Consider the following 18,435-nt stretch of genomic DNA (forward strand, 5'->3'; position numbering starts at 1 on the left):
CGCACGTAGACTCCACCCGATGGCCAGACGCCCCCGCAACGACGATCTCGAGACCGGCCCACAGCGGTTCGTGGCGCTGGTGAAGACCACGATTCCGCCGGTACACCCGGCCGGACTGCCGTTCATCGGCGCCGGCCTCGCGGTGGCCGGACTCGGCCGCCGCAGCCGCCGGCTGCGCACCGCGGGCCTGGCCGCAGCGGCCGCCAACGCCCTGTTCTTCCGGCATCCGCCGCGGGTGCCGCCGACCCGGCCCGGCGCCATCGTCGCTCCGGCCGACGGGCTGATCTGCCTGGTCGAGGAGGCGGTGCCGCCCGCCGAACTGAACCTGCCGGCCCGTCCGCTGCCCCGCATCAGTATCTTTCTCTCCCTGTTCGACGCCCATGTGCAGCGCATCCCGATCAGCGGCGAGGTGGTCGCCGTCGCGCACCGCCCCGGGCTGTTCGGATCGGCCGAACTGGCCGCGGCCAGCCAGGACAACGAGCGCAACAGCGTGCTGATCCGCACCCCCGGCGGCGCCGAGGTGATCGCCGTGCAGATCGCCGGTCTGCTGGCCCGCCGGATCATCTGCGACGTCACCCCTGGCGATCGTGTCGAGATCGGCGACACCTACGGATTGATCCGGTTCGGTTCGCGGCTGGACACCTATCTGCCCGAGGGCGCCGACATCAAGGTGCTGCCGGGCCAGCGCGCCGTCGGCGGCGAGACGATCCTCGCGGAGCTGCCGTGAATCCCACGAAAGGGCGGCGGCCCCGGGGTCTGCGGATCTTGCCCAGCGCGACCACCGTCCTGGCGATCTGCGCCGGACTGACGTCCATCAAATTCGCCCTCGACGATCGCCCGCACATCGCGCTCGCGCTGATCGGCGCCGCCGCGGTGCTCGACGGCATCGACGGCGGCATCGCCCGCGCCCTCGACGCGCAGTCCCGCATGGGCGCCGAGATCGACTCGCTGGCCGATGCGGTCAACTTCGGCGTGGCCCCCGCGCTGGTGGTGTACGTGACGTTGCTGCCGACCTCGCCGGTGGGCTGGATCTTCGTCCTGCTCTACGCGGTGTGCATCGTGTTGCGGCTCGCCCGGTTCAACGCGCTGCTCGACGACCCCGACAAACCCGCCTACACCCGCGAGTTCTTCACCGGTATGCCGGCCCCGTGCGGCGCGGTCGGCTCGATCGGGCCGCTGGCGGCGATGCTGCAGTTCGGCCACGGATGGTGGACGTCGCAGTGGTTCGTCTGCTTCTGGCTGGCCGCGAACGCGGCGCTGCTCATCAGCCGGGTGCCCACCATCGCGGCCAAGGCCATCCGGGTTCCGCCCAATGCCGCGCCCCTGTTGCTGATCGTGGTGACGCTGGCCGCCGCGGCGCTGCTGCTGTTCCCCTACATCCTGGTGCTGCTGATCATCGTCGGCTATCTGTGCATCATTCCGTTCACCATCCGCAGTCAACGCTGGGTCGCTGCCCGGCCAGAGGCGTGGAACGCCGCGCCGCGGGAGCGCCGGCAGGCCCGGCGCGACAGCCGCCGCGCGCAGCCGAACCGCCGGTCGATGACGCGCCTCGGATTGCGCAGACCGGGCCGCTGACGTGAGCGAGACCGACACCTTCGACGGCGAGCGGGCTCTTTCCCACCTGCGCCTGACCGCACGCCTGAACACCTCGGCGCTCGACTCCCGCCGCGGTGTGGTGCGCCTGCATCCCGAGGTGATCGCCGCGCTGGGCATCCGCGAGTGGGATGCCGTGTCGCTGACCGGTTCGCGCACCACCGCCGCCGTGGTCGGGGTGGCACCACCGGGCACCCCCACCGGCACCGCTCTGCTCGACGACGTCACCCTGTCCAACACCGGTCTGCGCGAGGACAGCGGGGTGATCGTCGCTCCGGTGACCGTCTACGGCGCCCGATCGGTGACGGTGTCCGGCTCCCGGCTGGCCACCCAGTCGATCTCACCGGCCACCTTGCGGCAGGCACTGCTGGGCAAGGTGATGACCGTGGGCGACACGGTGTCCCTGCTGCCGCGCGATCTCGGACCGGGCACCTCGACCTCGGCGGCCACCTCGGCGCTGGCGTCGTCGGTGGGGATCACGTGGACCTCGGAACTGCTGACCGTCACCGGTGTCGATCCGGCCGGCACGGTCAGTGTGCAACCGAATTCGTCGGTGGTCTGGGGCGAGGGGCTGACCGCCGCACCGTCGGCCCCCGCACCGGCCGGCGCCGCCGTCGGGCAGGCCACGGTCACGGCCCCGTCCGAGCAGACGTCGGGGGTGAGCTTCGACGACCTCAAGGGCAGCCACACCCAGGCCGGCCGGCTGACCGAATGGCTCAAGCTCTCCCTCGACGAACCGGCGCTGCTCCGAACCCTCGGTGCGACAGCCCATCTCGGGGTGCTCGTCTCCGGTCCGGCCGGGGTGGGCAAAGCCACCCTGGTCCGGGTGGTGTGCGCCGGACGGCGCCTGGTGGAGCTCGACGGGCCGGAGGTGGGTGCGCTGCACGCCGAAGACCGCCTGGCCCGGGTGTCCTCGGCGGTGTCGACGGTCCGCAACGGGGGCGGGGTGCTGCTCATCACCGACGTCGACGCACTGCTGCCCGCGACACCTGAACCGGTCGCCACATTGGTCCTCAACGAACTACGCACCGCGATCGGCACCCCGGGTGTCGCCTTCGTCGCGACGTCGGCGCTGCCCGACGGTCTCGACGACCGCCTGCGTGGCCCCGATCTGTGCGATCGCGAACTGGCTCTGACGCTGCCCGACGCGGCGACCCGGCGGGCGCTGCTGGAGGTGCTGCTGCGGGGAGTTCCGGCCACCGACCTCGAACTCGACGAGATCGCCGGACGCACACCGGGTTTCGTGATCGCCGATCTGTGTGCGCTGGTGCGCGAGGCGGCGCTGCGTGCGGCGGCCCGGGCCAGCGCGGACGGACAACCGCCGATGCTGGGCCAACCCGATCTCACCGGCGCGCTGACCGTGATCCGGCCGCTGTCACGATCGGCGACCGAGGAGCTCTCGGTCGGCTCGGTGTCGCTCGACGATGTCGGCGACATGGCGGACACCAAACAGGCGCTCACCGAGGCCGTGCTGTGGCCGCTGCAGCATCCCGACACCTTCGAGCGGTTGGGTATCGAACCGCCCCGCGGCGTGCTGCTCTACGGACCGCCCGGCTGCGGCAAGACCTTCGTGGTCCGGGCGCTGGCCAGCACCGGGCGGCTCTCGGTCCATGCGGTCAAAGGCGCTGAGCTGATGGACAAGTGGGTCGGGTCGTCGGAGAAGGCGGTGCGCGATCTGTTCCGGCGGGCACGCGAGTCGGCGCCCTCGCTGGTGTTCCTCGACGAACTGGACGCGCTGGCCCCGCGGCGCGGGCAGAGTTTCGATTCGGGGGTGACCGACCGCGTGGTGGCCTCCCTGTTGACCGAACTGGACGGCATCGAGCCCCTGCGCAACGTCGTGGTGCTCGGAGCCACCAACCGGCCCGATCTGATCGATCCGGCGCTGCTGCGGCCGGGCCGTCTCGAGCGTCTGGTGTTCGTCGATCCGCCCGACGCCGAGGCCCGTCGCGAGATCCTGAAGACCGCGGGCAGGTCGATTCCGCTGGCCGACGACGTCGATCTGGACACCCTGGCCGCCGGGCTGGACGGCTACAGCGCCGCGGACTGCGTCGCCCTGCTCCGGGAGGCGGCGCTGACCGCGATGCGCCGCTCGATCGACGCTGCCGACGTCACCGTCGCCGACGTGGACACCGCGCGGCAGACCGTCCGGCCATCGCTGGATGCGGCGCAGGTCGAGTCGCTGCGGACGTTCGCCGCCACCCGCTGAAAGCCGACCCCCGGATCTTGACATTGACTAGTTGCCGGCGCACAGTGGGTTGACCCGTAACTAGACACCGTCAAGATCGCCTCGGGAGGCATCATGACCGCTCCTACGCACACCGTCCGCGCCGGCGATGACGACCGCCAGGACACCGCATCGCTGCTCGGTCTCGCCCTCACCCAGGGCTACCTCGACATGACCGACTACGAGCAGCGCCTCACCGACGCCTTCGCTGCGCAGACGACCGGTGCCCTCCGCGCCCTGACCGCCGACCTGCCGGTGGCCACCCTGCGCCGCAACGACCCTCGACGGCGCGCCGCGCGGCAGCAGGCCGCCCGCCGTAGCGTCGGGTGGCACCTCGCCGGCTACCTGTCGATGGTGGTGGTCGTGCTGACCGTCTGGCTGGTCGTCGGGCTCACCGCGGGCGAATGGTACTTCTGGCCGGTCTGGCCGATCCTCGGTGCGGGTATCGGTCTGGTCGGCCACGCGCTGCCGGTGCGTTTCGCCTGGGCGTCACCATGCACGTCGAGAGGACTCCGACGGCCCACGTAGACTGGAGTGAATCCATTCAGCTGACGCTGACACCCCGACCGATCAGATCGGAGTGCCTTGCTGGCCATTCTGTGCGCTCACGCGGTCGCCGCCGCCGTGGCGCCTCTTCTGGTGGCCAGATGGGGTCGCCTCGCGTTCTACCCGCTCGCCCTCGTCCCCCTGGGCTCGCTCGTCTGGGTCGGACTGAACTGGCCTGAGCCCGGCCGCGCCGCGCAGACACTCGACATCGTCTGGGTGCCCGAGCTGTCGATGGACATCACGCTGCGGTTCGACACGCTGGCAGCCATCATGAGCGTCCTGGTGCTCGCCATCGGCGCGCTGGTGCTGTTCTACTGCGCCACCTATTTCCACCACCGCGACGGCCACATCGAGAAGCGCCTCCCCAGCTTCGCCGCCGAACTGGTCGCCTTCGCCGGAGCCATGTTCGGTCTGGTGCTCAGCGACAACATGCTGCTGCTGTACGTGTTCTGGGAGATCACGACCGTCCTGTCGTTCCTGCTGGTCGGCCACTACGCCGAACGGGCGACCAGCCGGCGCGCCGCCACGCAGGCGCTGTTGGTCACCACCTTGGGCGGCCTGGCCATGCTCGTCGGCGTCGTGGTGCTCGGCACGCTCTCGGGCACCTATCTGCTCTCCGAACTCATCGCCGCACCGCCCACCGGGGTGGCCGCCGGCGTCGGGGTGGCCCTGATTCTGGTCGGCGCACTGTCGAAGTCGGCCATCGTCCCGCTGCACTTCTGGCTGCCCGGCGCGATGGCCGCACCCACTCCGGTCAGCGCCTACCTGCATGCGGCGGCGATGGTGAAGGCCGGCGTCTACCTGGTGGCCCGGCTGGCGCCCGGCTTCGCCGACCACCCGGTGTGGCGGCCGATGGTGGTCACGCTGGGCGTGCTCACCATGCTGCTGGCCGGCTGGCGGGCAGTCCGCGAATACGACCTCAAGCTGATCCTCGCCTTCGGGACCGTCAGCCAGCTCGGTCTGATCACGGTGATGGTCGGCACCGGCGGCAGCGACATGATGCTGGCCGGGCTGGCGATGCTGGTCGCCCACGCGATGTTCAAGGCGTCGCTGTTCATGGTCGTCGGCATCATCGACCACACCACCGGAACCCGCGATATCCGCCGCCTGGCCTGGCTCGGCGACCGGTGCAGACCGCTGCTGGTCATCGCCGTCGGCGCCACCGCGAGCATGGCCGCGCTGCCGCCGTTCTTCGGATTCGTCGCCAAGGAGGCCGATCTCGAGACGGTGCTGCACAGCGACGCGCTCGGCCCGTTCGCCCCCGTGGTGCTCACCGGCATCGTCGTCGGATCGATCTTCACCACCATCTACAGTCTGCGATTCCTCTGGGGTGCGTTCGGCCGCAAGGGTTTGCCGGAACCCAGTGTGCGGGTCGCAGAGATGCACCGGCCCTCGGTGAACTTCATGGCGGCGCCCGCGGTGCTGGCCGCTGCGGGGCTGGCGGCGGGTCTGTGGCCGGCTCCGCTGGATACCGTCCTCGACGAGTACGCCGACGTCATTCCGGGCGGCGACGACTACTACCTCGCGCTCTGGCACGGCGTCAACCTGCCGTTCGTGCTGTCGCTGATCGTCCTCGCGGTGGGCTTCGGCGCCTTCTTCGAGCGGGCGAAGCTGCGCCGCACCCGGCTGCTCTACCTGCCGCTGGGCAACGCCGACCGGATCTACGACGCCACCATCCGCGGACTCGACCTGCTGGCGGTGCGGTTGACGGCGGCCACCCAGCGCGGGTCCATCCCCGGCACCCAGGCCGTCATCCTCTCCACGCTGGCCGTGGTGCCCACCGTGGCGCTGCTGCTCGGCGAGCGCGACCGCCCGGAAATCGCCCTGTGGGCCTCCCCCTGGCAGGTGGCGGTCGGTCTGCTCATCCTCGCCGCCGCCGCGGGTGCGACGGTCATGCGCAACCGGCTGGCGGCCGTGCTGCTCATCGGAGTGACCGGGTACGGCTGCGGCGTGATCTTCGCGCTGAACGGCGCTCCCGACCTCGCGCTCACCCAATTCCTCGTCGAGACCCTCGTCTTGGTGATCTTCGTGCTGGTTCTGCGCACCCTGCCCGCCGAGGCCGACCGCGACAACATCGTCCGCCGGCGCCTGCCCCGCGCCGTTCTGTCGCTGGCGGTCGGTGCGGCGGTCAGCACGCTGGTCGTGTTCGCGATCGCCGCCCGCGGCGGACCCGGCATCGCCGAACTCCTCCCCGATGCGGCCTACGAGCGGGGCCACGGGATGAACACGGTCAACGTGCTCCTGGTCGACATCCGCGCCTGGGACACGATGGGCGAGATCATGGTGCTGCTGGTCTCCGCGACCGGCGTCGCCTCGATGGTGTTCCGCAACCGGCGTTTCGGTGCCGCTCCGCGCGTCGCCGATGCCGGACAGCCCGATATCGGGCCGGTCGCGGTGGATCGCAAAAGCCCCGCCGCCGGCGACATCACGTGGCTGCGGGGCAGCGGGCTGCGCGATCCGCGTTATCGATCCCTGGTGCTCGAGGTCGCCACCCGCGTCATCTTCCCGCTCATCATGGTCCTGTCGGCGTACTTCTTCTTCGCCGGGCACAACACGCCCGGCGGCGGATTCGCCGGCGGCCTGACCGCCGGGCTGGCGCTGGTACTGCGCTATCTGGCGGGCGGACGGTACGAACTCGGTGAGACCCTGCCGCTCGACGCGGGCAAGATCCTCGGTGTCGGCCTCGGGCTCTCCGCGGGCACCGCGGTCGCGTCACTGTTCCTCGGGGCTCCGGCGCTGTCGTCCGCGGTCATCGAGTTCGAGCTGCCGCTGCTGGGCACGGTCAAGCTCGTCACCGCTCTGTTCTTCGATCTGGGGGTGTATCTCATCGTCGTCGGGCTGACCCTCGATGTGCTCCGCAGTCTCGGCGCCCGCGTCGACATGGATCTGGCCGACTCCCCCACCGGTGAGCCGGTGTCGGGGCCGCCGGGTGGAGGTCGGTGATGACCAGCTATCTGGTGCCGCTGATCCTCATCGGGGCGCTCACCAGCGTCGGGGTGTACCTGCTGCTGGAGCGGACGCTGACCCGCATGCTGCTGGGGCTGCTGCTGTTGAGCAACGTGATCAACCTGGTGTTGCTCGGCGTCGGCGGGCCGCCGGGCAATCCCCCGGTCCGTGGTCGGACGAGCAACGGCGAAGCCGCCACCGCCGACCCGCTGGCCCAGGGTCTGATCCTGACCGCGATCGTCATCACGATGGGCATCGCGGCGTTCGTGCTGGCCCTGACCTACCGCTCGTACCGCCTCACCACCGAGGAAGAGATCGGCCACGACCCCGAGGACGACCGGGTCAAACAGCGCGGTAAGGACGGGCGACTCCTCGACGAGGATCGCCCCCCGGAACCCGACCTGGATCGCGACACCGATCTGCCCGACCAGCTGGATGCGCTGCCGGGTCACGAGGGTTCGCGATGACCGTGAGCGCAGTCCTCATCCCGTTGCCGGTGCTGATCCCGACGCTCGCGGCGGCGCTCACGCTGATCGCCGGACGCAGCGCGGCCATCCAGCGGGCGATCGCGATCATCGCGCTGTCGGCCGTCGTGCTGGTCTGCGCAGCCCTGGTCTACCTCAGCGATCACGAGGGCACCATGGTGCTGAACGTCGGCGGCTGGGGTCAGAGTGTGCCGGGCATGGGCCCGCTGGGTATCAGCCTGGTGGTCGACCGATTGTCGGCGCTGATGCTGCTGGTGTCGTCGATCGTGCTGCTGGCGGTGGTGCTCTACGCCATCGGTCAGGGCATCCGCGACGGCGACGACCGCCAGCCGGTGTCGATCTTCCTGCCGACCTATCTGGTGCTCTCGGCGGGGGTCTGCATGGCCTTCCTCGCCGGCGACCTGTTCAACCTGTTCGTGGGATTCGAGGTGCTGCTGTCGTCGAGTTTCGTGCTGCTGACGATCGGCGCCAGCGCCGAACGGGTCCGGGCCGGGATCTCCTACGTCATGGTGTCGATGGTGTCGTCGCTGATCTTCCTGCTGGGGATCGCCCTGGTGTACGGCGCGACCGGCACGCTGAACCTGGCCGAGCTCGCGGTGCGCCTCGACGGTGTCTCCGGCGGCACGCGGGCTGCGCTGTTCTCGGTGCTGCTGGTGGCCTTCGGCATCAAGGCGGCGGTGTTCCCGCTGTACGCCTGGCTGCCCGACTCCTATCCCACCGCGCCGGCGCCGGTGACCGCCGTCTTCGCCGGACTGCTGACCAAAGTGGGGGTGTACGCCATCATCCGGTCGCACAGCCTGCTGTTCCCCGGTGGCGGAATGGACACCGTGCTGCTGGTCGCCGCACTGCTCACCATGATCGTCGGCATCCTCGGCGCCATCGCCCAGAGCGACATCAAACGCCTGCTGTCCTTCACCCTGGTCAGCCACATCGGCTACATGGTGTTCGGCATCGCCCTGTCCAGCGATGCCGGGATGGCCGGCGCCATCTACTACGTGGCCCACCACATCGTCGTGCAGACGACACTCTTCCTCGTCGTGGGGCTGATCGAGCGGCAAGCCGGCGCCTCGACCATGCAACGGCTCGGCGGCCTGGCCGCCGCCAGCCCCCTGCTGGCCTTCGTCTTCGTCGTTCCGGCCCTGAATCTCGGTGGCATACCGCCATTCTCGGGCTTCATCGGCAAGGTCGCACTCATGCAGGCCGGAGCCGCGAACGGCTCACCGCTGGCGTGGGTGCTGGTCGGCGGCGGAGCGCTGACCAGCCTGCTCACCCTCTACGTCATCGCGCGGGTGTGGACCAAGGCGTTCTGGCGGTCACGTGCCGACGCCCCGGAGGGGCATCTGTCGATGGCGGCGCCCGCCGCGCTGGTCGACCAGACCCATGTGTCGTCGGACATCGAATTCGCCGACCGGGACAGTGTGGGCCGGATGCCGGTGGGCATGCTGGTGCCCACCGGCATGCTCATCGCGGTGGGTCTGACGCTCACGGTGGCGGCCGGCCCGATCTTCGGCTTCAGCGTCCGGGCCGCAGATCAGGTCATCGATCGCGGGCAGTACATCACCGCGGTGGTGGGTGAACGGCCATGAGGACATCGTCGCCGCGCAGCTGGTCCCCCCGCTGGGTCCTGCTCCGGGCCTGGGTGCTGTGCTGGCTCGTCATCGTCTGGACGCTGCTGTGGGGCACGCTGTCGGCGGCCAACATCATCAGCGGCCTGGCGGTCGCGCTGGTGATCACCCTGCTGCTGCCGCTGCCCCCGGTCCCCGTGGAGGGCCGACTCCACCTCCTGTCGCTGCTGCGGCTGATCGGCCTGGTGGCGTATCTCCTGGTGGTGTCGTCGGCGCAGGTGGCCTGGCTGGCGATCAAACCGGGCCCACCCCCGCGCAACGCCGTTCTGCGAGCTCAGCTCGAGGTCAAGTCGGATCTGGTGCTGGCCTTGATCGCCCACATCCTCAACCTCACCCCCGGCAACATCGTGCTGGAGATCGACCAGTCGCGCCGGATCATCTACGTCCATGTACTCGACGTCGGAAGCGAGGTCGCGGTGAATCGCTTCTATCGCCAGGTCGACCAGGTGAGCCGCCTCCTGGTGGCCTCGTTCGAACGGAATTCGGAGTGGCGGCCGGCGCCCGAGAAGGACGGTGAGCGCTCATGATGTGGGTCTGGTTGACCGCTGGACTGATGCTGACCGGCGCGGCGGCGGCGACGATGTACCGGGTGCTCGCCGGACCCAGCACCCTGGACCGGTTGGTCGCCCTGGACACGCTGATCGCGGTCACCATGTGTGCGATCGGGACGTGGGCCGCGTTCAGCTTCGACACCACCGTCACCTACAGTCTGACCGCGCTTGCGCTGATCAGCTTCGTCGGTTCGGTCAGCGTCGCCCGCTTCCGAGTGCCCGACGTGCCCGACGTGCCCGACGCCCCGACGACATCCCGCGACGGCCACCGATGAACGCCTTCGACATCGTCAGTAGCGTGCTGGTGCTCAGCGGGTCGGCTCTCGCGCTGACCGCCGCGATCGGAGTGGTCCGCTTCCCGGACACCCTGTCGAGGATGCACGCCGCGACCAAGCCGCAGGTGCTGGGTCTGCTGTTGGTGCTCGCGGGGGCCGCGATCCGGCTGCGGGGCAACATCGACGTCGGCATGATCATCCTCACCGGGCTGTTCACCCTCATCACCGCGCCGGTCATCGCCAATCGCGTGGGTCAGCTCGCCTACCGGGAACAGAACATCCGGGAAGACCTGATGACCCGTGACGACATGCTTGACGCGCCTGCCGAACGGGAACACCGTGGCCATGACGAGCCCTGACGATATCGCCGGTGCGCTGGCCGTCGCGATCGCCAGGCGAGGCGAGGCGCACGCCGACTGCCCACTGTTCAACGACCCGTACGCGCAGGTGTTCATCGACGCTGCGCAGGCCCGGGGTTGCGACATCGCCGCGAGCACTCCGAGCGACCAGCTGGAAGGCTTCGCCAACTACACGTCCTCCCGGACGAAGTACTTCGACGAATTCTTCATCGCTGCAGGCGCTTACGGCATCGATCAGGTGGTCATCGTGGCAGCCGGGCTGGACGCCAGGGCGTGGCGGCTGCCGTGGGTGAGCGACACGACCATCTACGAGATCGACGATCCCGGGGTGCTGCGCTTCAAGGCCGACGCACTGCAGGCGCACGGCGACACCCCGTCGGTGCAGCGGTATGTGCCGGTGCCCGCCGACCTCACCGACGGCTGGGACGTCGCCCTGCGCGACGCGGGCTTCGATCCCAGCGAGCCGACCGCATGGGCGATCGAAGGGCTGCTGCCCTACGTCGATGACGGGCCCCACCTGTTGTTCGACCGCATCCACGAACTCAGCGCGACCGCCAGCCGGGTCGCCGTCGAGGCGGTCGGGCCCGGCATCACCCGCTGGTTGGCCGACCACCGCTGGCAGGGCAAGACGATCACCGCCCAGGAGCTCATGACGCGCTACGGGCGGTGTGGCGCCCACGATGCCATCGACTGCATCCCCGACACGGTGTTCGTGGAGGCCAAACGCGAGCGGTGATCCGGTGCCCGCCCACTCACGTCGAAAGCTGGAATTCGACCATCGCGGTGATCGTGTCGACCGCCTCGCTCAAGGCATCCAGCCTCGCCGGCACCGAAGGCGCCGACAGCACCGCGTAGCGGTCCGCCTGGCCCAACGGAAGCCGAGCGGCCAGCGCGTACAACCACTCGGCGGCGTCGGGTTCCCGTAGTCCGATCACCTCGCTACGCGGATGCACGTCGACGTCGCGGGCGGCCGCGATCCGCTCGTACAGTGCGTAGATCCGGTCCTCGACGTCCTCGAGCAGGGCGCTGTCGATCGACCCGGCCGGCTCATCCGACCACACTTCGACGTCGGCCCGCGGATAGGGCGCGTCGTCGAGCCACTCCAGCACCCTGATGCGTTCGCCGATGCGGCATGTGAGCCGGTAGCGCTCGATCCCGTAGTCCGCGTGTTCGACGATCCGCGCCAGCGCTCCGACGCCACTGCGCCGGTCGCCGCCGCCGACTTCGCGTCCCGCCTCGATCAGCACCACACCGAATGCGGGTTCGTCGCGGGACAGACACTCCTGCACCAACGCCACATACCGGGGCTCGAAGATCCGCAGCGGCAGCTCTTCCCCGGGCAGCATCGCCACCTCGAGCGGGAACATCGGCGTCACGGCCATCGTCAGTTGAAGCCGCCGCCCATGACGGCGTCCCCGACCGGTGTCGAGGGATCCGCGAACGTGCACATCGCACTGGCCATCGTGATCCACAGCTCGGGGTTGAGCCGGACCAATTCGTTGTTCTCACCGATGGCGGCGATCACCTCGCGCTGCCCGGCCTCGTCCATGTCCAGATAGTCACGGCACGGGGTGGCGGCCAGCCCGGTCGGCGGTCCACCTCGACCGGGCAGCCCCGGCACACCGGGCAGGCCGGGTATCCCCGGCAGACCCGGTGCGCCCGTCGCGTCCGGTGGCCGGGCCCTGGTGGTCGTCGACGGCGATGTCGGACTGGACAGCCCGGTCTGATCGGGGTCGGCCATCGGCGTACCGGTGGTGACGTTCGTGCATCCGGCGACCGCCAGCGCGGCCGCAACGCAGCCCGTCAGCAACCACCTGCGCACGGCCATGAACCCACCTTATAGCTCCAGCTCGGCCACGAGGGCGTCAACGACGGCGCGCAGATCGCCGTCATGCTCCTCGGCCACCCGGCGCTGGCGCTGATAGCTGGCCCCATTGCGGTAGATGTCCTCGACACCGGCAAGCTCGTCGGCGCAGCCCAGCGAGGCGGCCACCGGCTGCAACCGGGTCAGCAGCTCGTCGAGATCGTCGGTCACCAACCGCTCGTTGCTGTCCGCGTCCAGGATGATCTCGGCGTCCAGCCCGTAGCGTGCCGCCCGCCACTTGTTCTCCTGCACATGCCACGGCGGCATCACCGGCATCTCCTCACCGGCTTCGAGCCGACGGTCGAGGTCGACGATCAAGCAGTGGGTCAGCGCCACCAGGGAGCCGAGTTCGGCGAGGTTGGATACACCGTCGAAGACCCGCACCTCGATCGTGCCGAGATGCGGCGAAGGCCGGATGTCCCAACGGATCTCGTTCATGTGATCGATGATCCCGGTCTTCTTCTGGTCGTGGACGAACCGCTCGAATTCCGGCCACGACTGGAACTGGAACGGCAGACCGGCCGTCGGCAACTGCTGGAACATCATCGCCCGGTTGCTCGCGTATCCGGTGTCCTCACCGTCCCAGTACGGCGAGGAGGCCGAGAGAGCGAGCAGGTGCGGATAGTGGTTGAGCAGCGAGGAGATGATCGGCATGACCTTGTGCGCCGAGGAGATCCCGACGTGGACGTGCACGCCCCAGATCAGCATCTGTCTGCCCCACCACTGCGTCCGCTTGATCAGCTCGGCGTAGCGCGGAGCATCGGTGAGTTGCTCGACCGACCACTTCGCGAACGGATGGGTGCCCGCGCAGAACAACTCCATCCCCCGGTTGCGCACGATGCCGCGCACCGTCGACAGCGTCGTGTGCAGATCCTGCATCGCCTCGCCGGTGTTGGCGCACACCCCGGTGACGATCTCGACGGTGTTGCGCAGCAACTCCTGATGAACGTGCGGGGTCTCGCCGATCTCGGCGATGACGGTTCCGGCCTCGTTGCTCAGCTGCCGGGTGACCGGATCGACGAGGGCGAACTCCCACTCGACACCGATGGTGGGCCGGGGCGACCGGACGAAGGCGATCCGGCTATTCGGCGGCAGTGATGACACCGCACGCCACCCGGCCACCGGCATCCCCGGTGGCCATCGTCTCCTGGTCGGGTCCGGGCGTGCCGTTCACCTGGTTGTAGCGCTCGGGCGGGATGTTCGCGAAGTTGTCGGCGCCGGCGTGGATCATGATCGCGGTTCCCTGCCCGGCCGTCAGCTGCTCGGCGGTGAACGCGTCCGTCGTCGTCACCACCATCGCCGACCCGTCCTCGCGGACCTGCAGCGGCACGAGATCGCCGCTGGCGGGATGTCCGGTCTTGCCGGGAACGTTGAAGTGTCCGCCGGCCGACAGGAAGTTGCCCGGAGCGCCGCCGGTGGGAGGCGTCGAGTTCGCCTCACACTTGCCGACCGAGTGGATGTGCATGCCGTGGAACCCGGGCTCGAGCTGACCGGACGCGACGGTCTTGACCGTGATGGTGGCGTAGTCGCCACTGAAGTCGAAATCCGCGGTGGCCACGGTGGTGCCGTCGGGGGATTTCAGTTCGGCCGAGAGCTTCTCGCCGCTGGCGGCCTGCCCGCCGCTCTCCCCTTCGCCGGCCTCGGCCGACGGTGCCGGGGAGCCCGTCCACACCGACGGCGTGGTACCCGGCTGGGTGGAGATCGGCTCGTTGGGCGTGCAGGCGGTCAGCGCGAATGCGGGGGCGGCGAACAGGGCGACGACGGCAGCGGGCTTGAGACCGGGCTTGAGCATGCTCAAGAGACTAGCCGGTGACCGCCACGACGATGCCCGGTGGCTGCTCGACCAGCGGCGGAACCCGCGGCTCCACCGGCGCTTCCAACAGCCGGCCGACCTGCTCGGCTGCCTCCTGCTCGCCGGGGGCGTCGCTGAAGTACACCGTCGTCGCGGTGACACCTTCCAGGGTCAGGTTGCCGGTTTCGGCGACGTTCCAGCCGTCCTCGCGCAGCCGGTTGGCCACTCCTTCGGCGGCGCCTTCGACATCCGAGATGTTGAACACCCGCACCTCGGGGCGCGCGGCCTCGGCCGGTGGTGCCTGGGAGGTCGACGTGGTCGTCGTCGTGGTCGCCGCGGTGGACTGATCGGCGGCCGTATCGTCGCCCCCTCGCAGCGCCTGGAATCCCACCAGCAGGAACACCACTCCGAGGAACAACAGCACCATCACGATGGCGCGCAGGGGCAGCCCGGAGGATTCTCGCTGGTTCATCGTGCCCACTCTATCGAGGGGACTCAGGTGACCTCGAAGCCCAACCGGCGGGCCGCGCGGGCCTTCTGCCGGCTGGCCCGCAGCCGCCGCAGCCGTTTCACCAGCATCGGGTCCGCGGCCAGCGCCTCCGGACGATCGACCAGCGCGTTGAGCACCTGGTAGTACCGGGTCGCCGACATGGAGAACAACTCCTTGATGGCGTCTTCCTTGCTACCGGCGTACTTCCACCACTGACGTTCGAAGGCCAAGATGTCGAATTCGCGGCGGTTCAGCCCCTCGGGCAGATCAGAGTCGTCTCCGGATTGCTCCGTCCGCGCCATGGCGCCGTCCATATCGGTCTCGGACCCTTCGACGTTTTGAATGACATCCGTGTGGTTCGGCGCTCATTCAATCACGGTCCGATCACATGAGGCGCCACCTCTGCGGGCGAGTCGGCTCACTTAAGCTGCTCTGCGTGGCCGTCGTTCCAATCCGCATCGTGGGAGATCCCGTCCTGCACACTGCAACCACCCCGATCCCGGTCGGGCCGGACGGTTCGCTGCCCGACGATCTACCCGATCTGATCCAGGACCTCTACGACACCCTGGCCGCCGCCAACGGTGTCGGCCTGGCCGCCAACCAGATCGGCGTGGGCAAGCGCGTCTTCGTCTACGACTGCCCCGACCAGCGGGGCCGCGTCACCCGCCGGCGCGGTGTCGTCATCAACCCGGTGCTCGAGACCTCGCAGATCCCCGAGACCATGCCCGACCCGGACGACGACGAGGAAGGCTGCCTGTCGGTGCCCGGGGAGCAGTTCCCCACCGGGCGCGCCGAGTGGGCGAAGGTCACCGGACTGGACGCCGACGGCAGCCCCGTCACGCTCGAGGGCACCGGCCTGTTCGCCCGGATGCTGCAGCACGAGACCGGGCACCTGGACGGTTTCCTCTATCTGGACCGCCTCATCGGCCGGCACGCCCGCGCGGCCAAGCGGTCGGTCAAACATCACGGGTGGGGCGTGCCCGGCCTGAGCTGGATGCCGGGCGAGGACCCGGACCCGTTCGGCCACTGAGCCTGATGGCCGAACTGCCCCGGCCCGGCACCCGGGTCAGCCTGCGCTACCGTCGCCCGCCGGGCTCGGCACCGCCGCTGACCGACGTGGTCGGCCATATCGTCGAGCGCGAGCCGGTGGTGCGCATCCGCACCCGGACCGGTGAGACGGTCGAGGTGGCGGCGACGGATGTGGTGACGGTGCGGGTGCTGACCGACGCACCGGTGAAGGCCTCGCAGATCCGGGCGGTCGAGTACGCCGCCGCCCTGGCCTGGCCGGGGCTGGAACACCGATGGCTGGACGGCTGGCTGCTGCGTGCCGCCGACGGCCACACCCACCGCGGCAATTCGGCTGTGCCGCTGGACATCGCGGCGAGTACCGCGGCGGTTCCCGCGATCCGCGAGTGGTACGCCGAGCGGGGCCTGACCCCGTGGCTGGCCACCGCCGACCGTCTTGTCAGGCTGCCCGCGGACACCGAGGTGCACCTCGAGAGCATCGTCATGGTGCGCGATCTGCCGGCTGCGGATGCCGCGGCGATCACCTTGTTGGACCGTCCGGATCCGACGTGGCTGCGCGTCTACGAACGCGACGTGCCCGTCGACGTGCTGACCGCGGTCAGCGACGGCGAGGTGTGCTTCGGCCGCATCGACGACGCCGCGGTCGGCCGCGCCGCGGTCACCTCGGGGCATGACGGATCGCGGTGGGCGGGTCTGTCGGCGGTGCGGGTCGCCCAGGACCGCCGCCGCAGTGGGCACGCCCGGCGCCTGTGCGCAGCGCTGCTGACCTGGGCCGCCGGTCGCGGCGCCACCCGGGCCTATGTGCAGGTGCTCGCCGACAACACCGGCGCCATCGCCCTCTACGAACAGATGGGGTTCTCCGCACAGCATCGGGAACGCTACGTCGACGCTCGTAGGCTGTAGCGATGCGGCTGGCCACCTGGAACGTCAACTCGATTCGCGCCCGGGTGGACCGGGTCACCGACTGGCTGCAGCGCGACGACGTCGACGTGCTGGCGATGCAGGAGACCAAATGCTCGGCCGAGCAGTTCCCCACCATGCCGTTCGAGGCGATCGGCTACGAGGTGGTGCACGTCGGATTCAACCAGTGGAACGGTGTGGCGATCGCGTCGCGGATCGGGATCGCGGACGTCCAGGTCGGTTTCGAGGGGCAGCCTACGTGGACGTCCGACTCCACCGTCGAGGCCGCCGCCGAGGCCCGCGCGCTCGGCGCCACCTGCGGTGGGGTGCGGGTGTGGAGCCTCTACGTCCCCAACGGCCGCTCCGTCGGTTCCGATCACTACGCTTACAAGCTCAAATGGCTTGCCGCCCTGCATGACACGGCCCAGGACTGGCTGGCCGAGCACCCCGCGTCGCCGATCGCGATGGTCGGAGACTGGAACATCGCCCCCACCGACGACGACGTGTGGAGCGTCGAGGCGTACGAGGGCAGCACGCACGTCACCCCGGCCGAGCGCGACGCCTTCGCCGCGATCGTCGACGCCGGTTACGCCGACGTGGTGCGACCGTTCACCCCCGGTCCGGGGGTGTACACCTACTGGGATTACACCCGGCTGGCGTTCCAGAAGCGCCGCGGTATGCGGATCGACTTCATCCTGGGCTCACCGGCTTTCGCCGACCGGGTCACCCACGCCGAGATCGTCCGCGAGGAGCGCAAGGGCAAGGGTGCCAGCGACCACGCGCCGGTGCTGGTCGACCTGGACGGGTCACCCGAACAGGGGTAGCGCCCGCTTGCGCGCCAGCGCATCCATGCCCCGCTGGATGCTGTCCTGCACCTCCCGGTACTTCTGCTCGACATAGTCCTCGTCGTCGGCGCGAGCCGGATCGTGATCGAGTTCGACCGCGGGCATCAGCCGGGTTCGGATCTTGGCCGGCAGCGGCAACTGCGGCAGCGCCGCCGGCGCGACCCCCCACGGCAACGACACCGCGAGCGGAAACACCTTGAGCCGCAACATCTTGTCCAGGCGCAGCGTGCGTGCCAGCCCGTCACCGCGGATCAGCACCGGCATCGCGTCCGCACCGCCGACCGTCGCGATCGGCACGATCGGCACGCCGGCCTTGATGGCCATCCGCACGAAGCCGGCCCGGCCGGCGAGATCGGCCCGGTCGCGCTCCGCCCACGGCCGTAGCGAGTCGACCTCGCCGCCCGGCCAGACCGCGACATCGCGACCTTCCGCCAGCGCCGTGGCCATGGAGTCCGGTGCGGCGGGCAGCACCCCCATCGCGCGGAAGTACCTGCCGATCAGCGGGATGGCCATCAGCGCGTCGTGTGCGGTTCCGTGCAGGGGCCGGTCCTGACCGAAGCGGCGCCACCACTGCACGCCGACGGTCCAGGCATCCCAGACGAACGGCGCCCCGGAGTGGATGCCGACCAGCAGCACCGGAGCCTCGGGCAGGTTCTCCCAGCCGTCGAACTCCATCCGGAACCAGTGGTCCACCAGGAAGTTCCACAGGTACTTCTGGCGTTGCATCGTCGCCTCGTCCTGACCGGACAAATCCCACCGTCCGGCCCGCTCATTGAGCCAGCCGGCGATCCCGCCGTCGGCCTCGGACCGCCGCTCGGCCATCTTTTCGCGCGACTGTTCGGCGTGGCGCTGCGCTTGGCGGCGGACGGCGGCGGGACGGGAATCTGCAGTCGGCATGCGCGGGCGGATACCCC

21 protein-coding genes are annotated in these 18,435 nt (G+C 69.8%); 14 read left to right on the forward strand and 7 right to left on the reverse strand.

Translation table 11 applies throughout. From position 1 onward, the window contains the following. The first annotated feature begins 19 nt into the window (after positions 1-19). The 11 genes from ACN27E_RS14590 (at position 20) to ACN27E_RS14640 (ending at position 11,340) form a co-directional block, all read left to right on the forward strand. Entirely contained in the window at positions 20-727 is a 708-nt protein-coding gene (locus tag ACN27E_RS14590) for a phosphatidylserine decarboxylase (protein WP_422742447.1), read from the forward strand. Next, positions 724-1,575, forward strand: a complete 852-nt coding sequence (locus ACN27E_RS14595) for a CDP-alcohol phosphatidyltransferase family protein (RefSeq protein WP_422742449.1) — start codon at positions 724-726, stop codon at positions 1,573-1,575. Before ACN27E_RS14590 ends, ACN27E_RS14595 begins: the two co-directional genes overlap by 4 nt. A 46-nt stretch (positions 1,576-1,621) precedes the next feature. Further along, a complete protein-coding gene (locus tag ACN27E_RS14600) occupies positions 1,622-3,799 on the forward strand; it encodes an AAA family ATPase (protein ID WP_422749881.1) in 2,178 nt (725 codons plus the stop codon). A 93-nt stretch (positions 3,800-3,892) separates the two neighbouring features. Continuing rightward, on the forward strand, positions 3,893-4,345 hold the full coding sequence (locus ACN27E_RS14605; RefSeq protein WP_422742451.1) for a DUF1707 domain-containing protein: 453 nt from the start codon (positions 3,893-3,895) through the stop codon (positions 4,343-4,345). Positions 4,346-4,402: 57 nt separating this feature from the next. Then, a complete protein-coding gene (locus ACN27E_RS14610) occupies positions 4,403-7,306 on the forward strand; it encodes a Na+/H+ antiporter subunit A (protein ID WP_422742453.1) in 2,904 nt (967 codons plus the stop codon). Then, positions 7,306-7,776, forward strand: a complete 471-nt coding sequence (locus ACN27E_RS14615) for a Na(+)/H(+) antiporter subunit C (protein WP_422742455.1) — start codon at positions 7,306-7,308, stop codon at positions 7,774-7,776. The genes ACN27E_RS14610 and ACN27E_RS14615 overlap by 1 nt, the downstream gene beginning before the upstream one ends. Next, on the forward strand, positions 7,773-9,380 hold the full coding sequence (locus tag ACN27E_RS14620; protein WP_422742456.1) for a Na+/H+ antiporter subunit D: 1,608 nt from the start codon (positions 7,773-7,775) through the stop codon (positions 9,378-9,380). Before ACN27E_RS14615 ends, ACN27E_RS14620 begins: the two co-directional genes overlap by 4 nt. After that, entirely contained in the window at positions 9,377-9,946 is a 570-nt protein-coding gene (locus ACN27E_RS14625) for a Na+/H+ antiporter subunit E (protein WP_422742458.1), read from the forward strand. Before ACN27E_RS14620 ends, ACN27E_RS14625 begins: the two co-directional genes overlap by 4 nt. Beyond that, positions 9,943-10,245: a monovalent cation/H+ antiporter complex subunit F gene (locus ACN27E_RS14630; protein ID WP_422742460.1), complete on the forward strand. Its 303-nt coding sequence runs from the start codon at positions 9,943-9,945 to the stop codon at positions 10,243-10,245. The genes ACN27E_RS14625 and ACN27E_RS14630 overlap by 4 nt, the downstream gene beginning before the upstream one ends. After that, the gene (gene mnhG / locus ACN27E_RS14635) at positions 10,242-10,604 is read left to right on the forward strand and encodes a monovalent cation/H(+) antiporter subunit G (RefSeq protein WP_422742462.1); all 363 of its coding nucleotides are present in this window, start codon (positions 10,242-10,244) and stop codon (positions 10,602-10,604) included. The genes ACN27E_RS14630 and mnhG overlap by 4 nt, the downstream gene beginning before the upstream one ends. Further along, complete coding sequence (locus ACN27E_RS14640) at positions 10,591-11,340, forward strand: SAM-dependent methyltransferase (RefSeq protein WP_422742464.1); 750 nt, start codon at positions 10,591-10,593, stop codon at positions 11,338-11,340. The genes mnhG and ACN27E_RS14640 overlap by 14 nt, the downstream gene beginning before the upstream one ends. Before the next feature lie 16 nt (positions 11,341-11,356). Here the strand turns inward: ACN27E_RS14640 and ACN27E_RS14645 are convergent, their stop codons facing one another. From ACN27E_RS14645 to ACN27E_RS14670, 6 genes are read right to left on the reverse strand one after another with little or no spacing between them, the layout of a single operon-like run. Further along, complete coding sequence (locus tag ACN27E_RS14645; protein ID WP_422742466.1) at positions 11,357-11,986, reverse strand: LON peptidase substrate-binding domain-containing protein; 630 nt, start codon at positions 11,984-11,986, stop codon at positions 11,357-11,359. Positions 11,987-11,988: 2 nt separating this feature from the next. Further along, entirely contained in the window at positions 11,989-12,432 is a 444-nt protein-coding gene (locus ACN27E_RS14650; RefSeq protein WP_422742467.1) for a hypothetical protein, read from the reverse strand. 9 nt (positions 12,433-12,441) lie between these two features. Further along, entirely contained in the window at positions 12,442-13,596 is a 1,155-nt protein-coding gene (locus ACN27E_RS14655; RefSeq protein WP_422742469.1) for a glutamate--cysteine ligase, read from the reverse strand. Beyond that, positions 13,550-14,260, reverse strand: a complete 711-nt coding sequence (gene sodC / locus ACN27E_RS14660; protein ID WP_422742471.1) for a superoxide dismutase[Cu-Zn] — start codon at positions 14,258-14,260, stop codon at positions 13,550-13,552. The genes ACN27E_RS14655 and sodC overlap by 47 nt, the downstream gene beginning before the upstream one ends. A gap of 10 nt (positions 14,261-14,270) precedes the next feature. Next, the gene (locus tag ACN27E_RS14665) at positions 14,271-14,732 is read right to left on the reverse strand and encodes a LytR C-terminal domain-containing protein (RefSeq protein WP_422742473.1); all 462 of its coding nucleotides are present in this window, start codon (positions 14,730-14,732) and stop codon (positions 14,271-14,273) included. Positions 14,733-14,755: 23 nt separating this feature from the next. Beyond that, positions 14,756-15,064: a DUF3263 domain-containing protein gene (locus ACN27E_RS14670; RefSeq protein ID WP_422742475.1), complete on the reverse strand. Its 309-nt coding sequence runs from the start codon at positions 15,062-15,064 to the stop codon at positions 14,756-14,758. A 122-nt stretch (positions 15,065-15,186) separates the two neighbouring features. Here ACN27E_RS14670 and ACN27E_RS14675 point away from each other — a divergent pair, with 122 nt between their 5' ends. From ACN27E_RS14675 to ACN27E_RS14685, 3 genes are read left to right on the forward strand one after another with little or no spacing between them, the layout of a single operon-like run. After that, on the forward strand, positions 15,187-15,780 hold the full coding sequence (locus ACN27E_RS14675; protein ID WP_422742477.1) for a peptide deformylase: 594 nt from the start codon (positions 15,187-15,189) through the stop codon (positions 15,778-15,780). A 5-nt stretch (positions 15,781-15,785) separates the two neighbouring features. Beyond that, complete coding sequence (locus tag ACN27E_RS14680) at positions 15,786-16,679, forward strand: N-acetylglutamate synthase, CG3035 family (RefSeq protein WP_422742479.1); 894 nt, start codon at positions 15,786-15,788, stop codon at positions 16,677-16,679. Positions 16,680-16,681: 2 nt separating this feature from the next. Next, positions 16,682-17,500 carry an exodeoxyribonuclease III gene (locus ACN27E_RS14685; RefSeq protein ID WP_422742481.1) on the forward strand — a complete coding sequence of 273 codons (819 nt, stop codon included), beginning with the start codon at positions 16,682-16,684 and terminating at the stop codon, positions 17,498-17,500. On the opposite strand, the gene ACN27E_RS14690 is transcribed toward ACN27E_RS14685, so the two are convergent. Next, complete coding sequence (locus ACN27E_RS14690) at positions 17,483-18,418, reverse strand: lysophospholipid acyltransferase family protein (protein ID WP_422742483.1); 936 nt, start codon at positions 18,416-18,418, stop codon at positions 17,483-17,485. The two genes, ACN27E_RS14685 and ACN27E_RS14690, sit on opposite strands and share 18 nt — an antisense overlap. Positions 18,419-18,435: the final 17 nt, after the last annotated feature.

The organism is Mycobacterium sp. WMMD1722, assembly GCF_049315205.1.
Lineage (GTDB): Bacteria > Actinomycetota > Actinomycetes > Mycobacteriales > Mycobacteriaceae > Mycobacterium.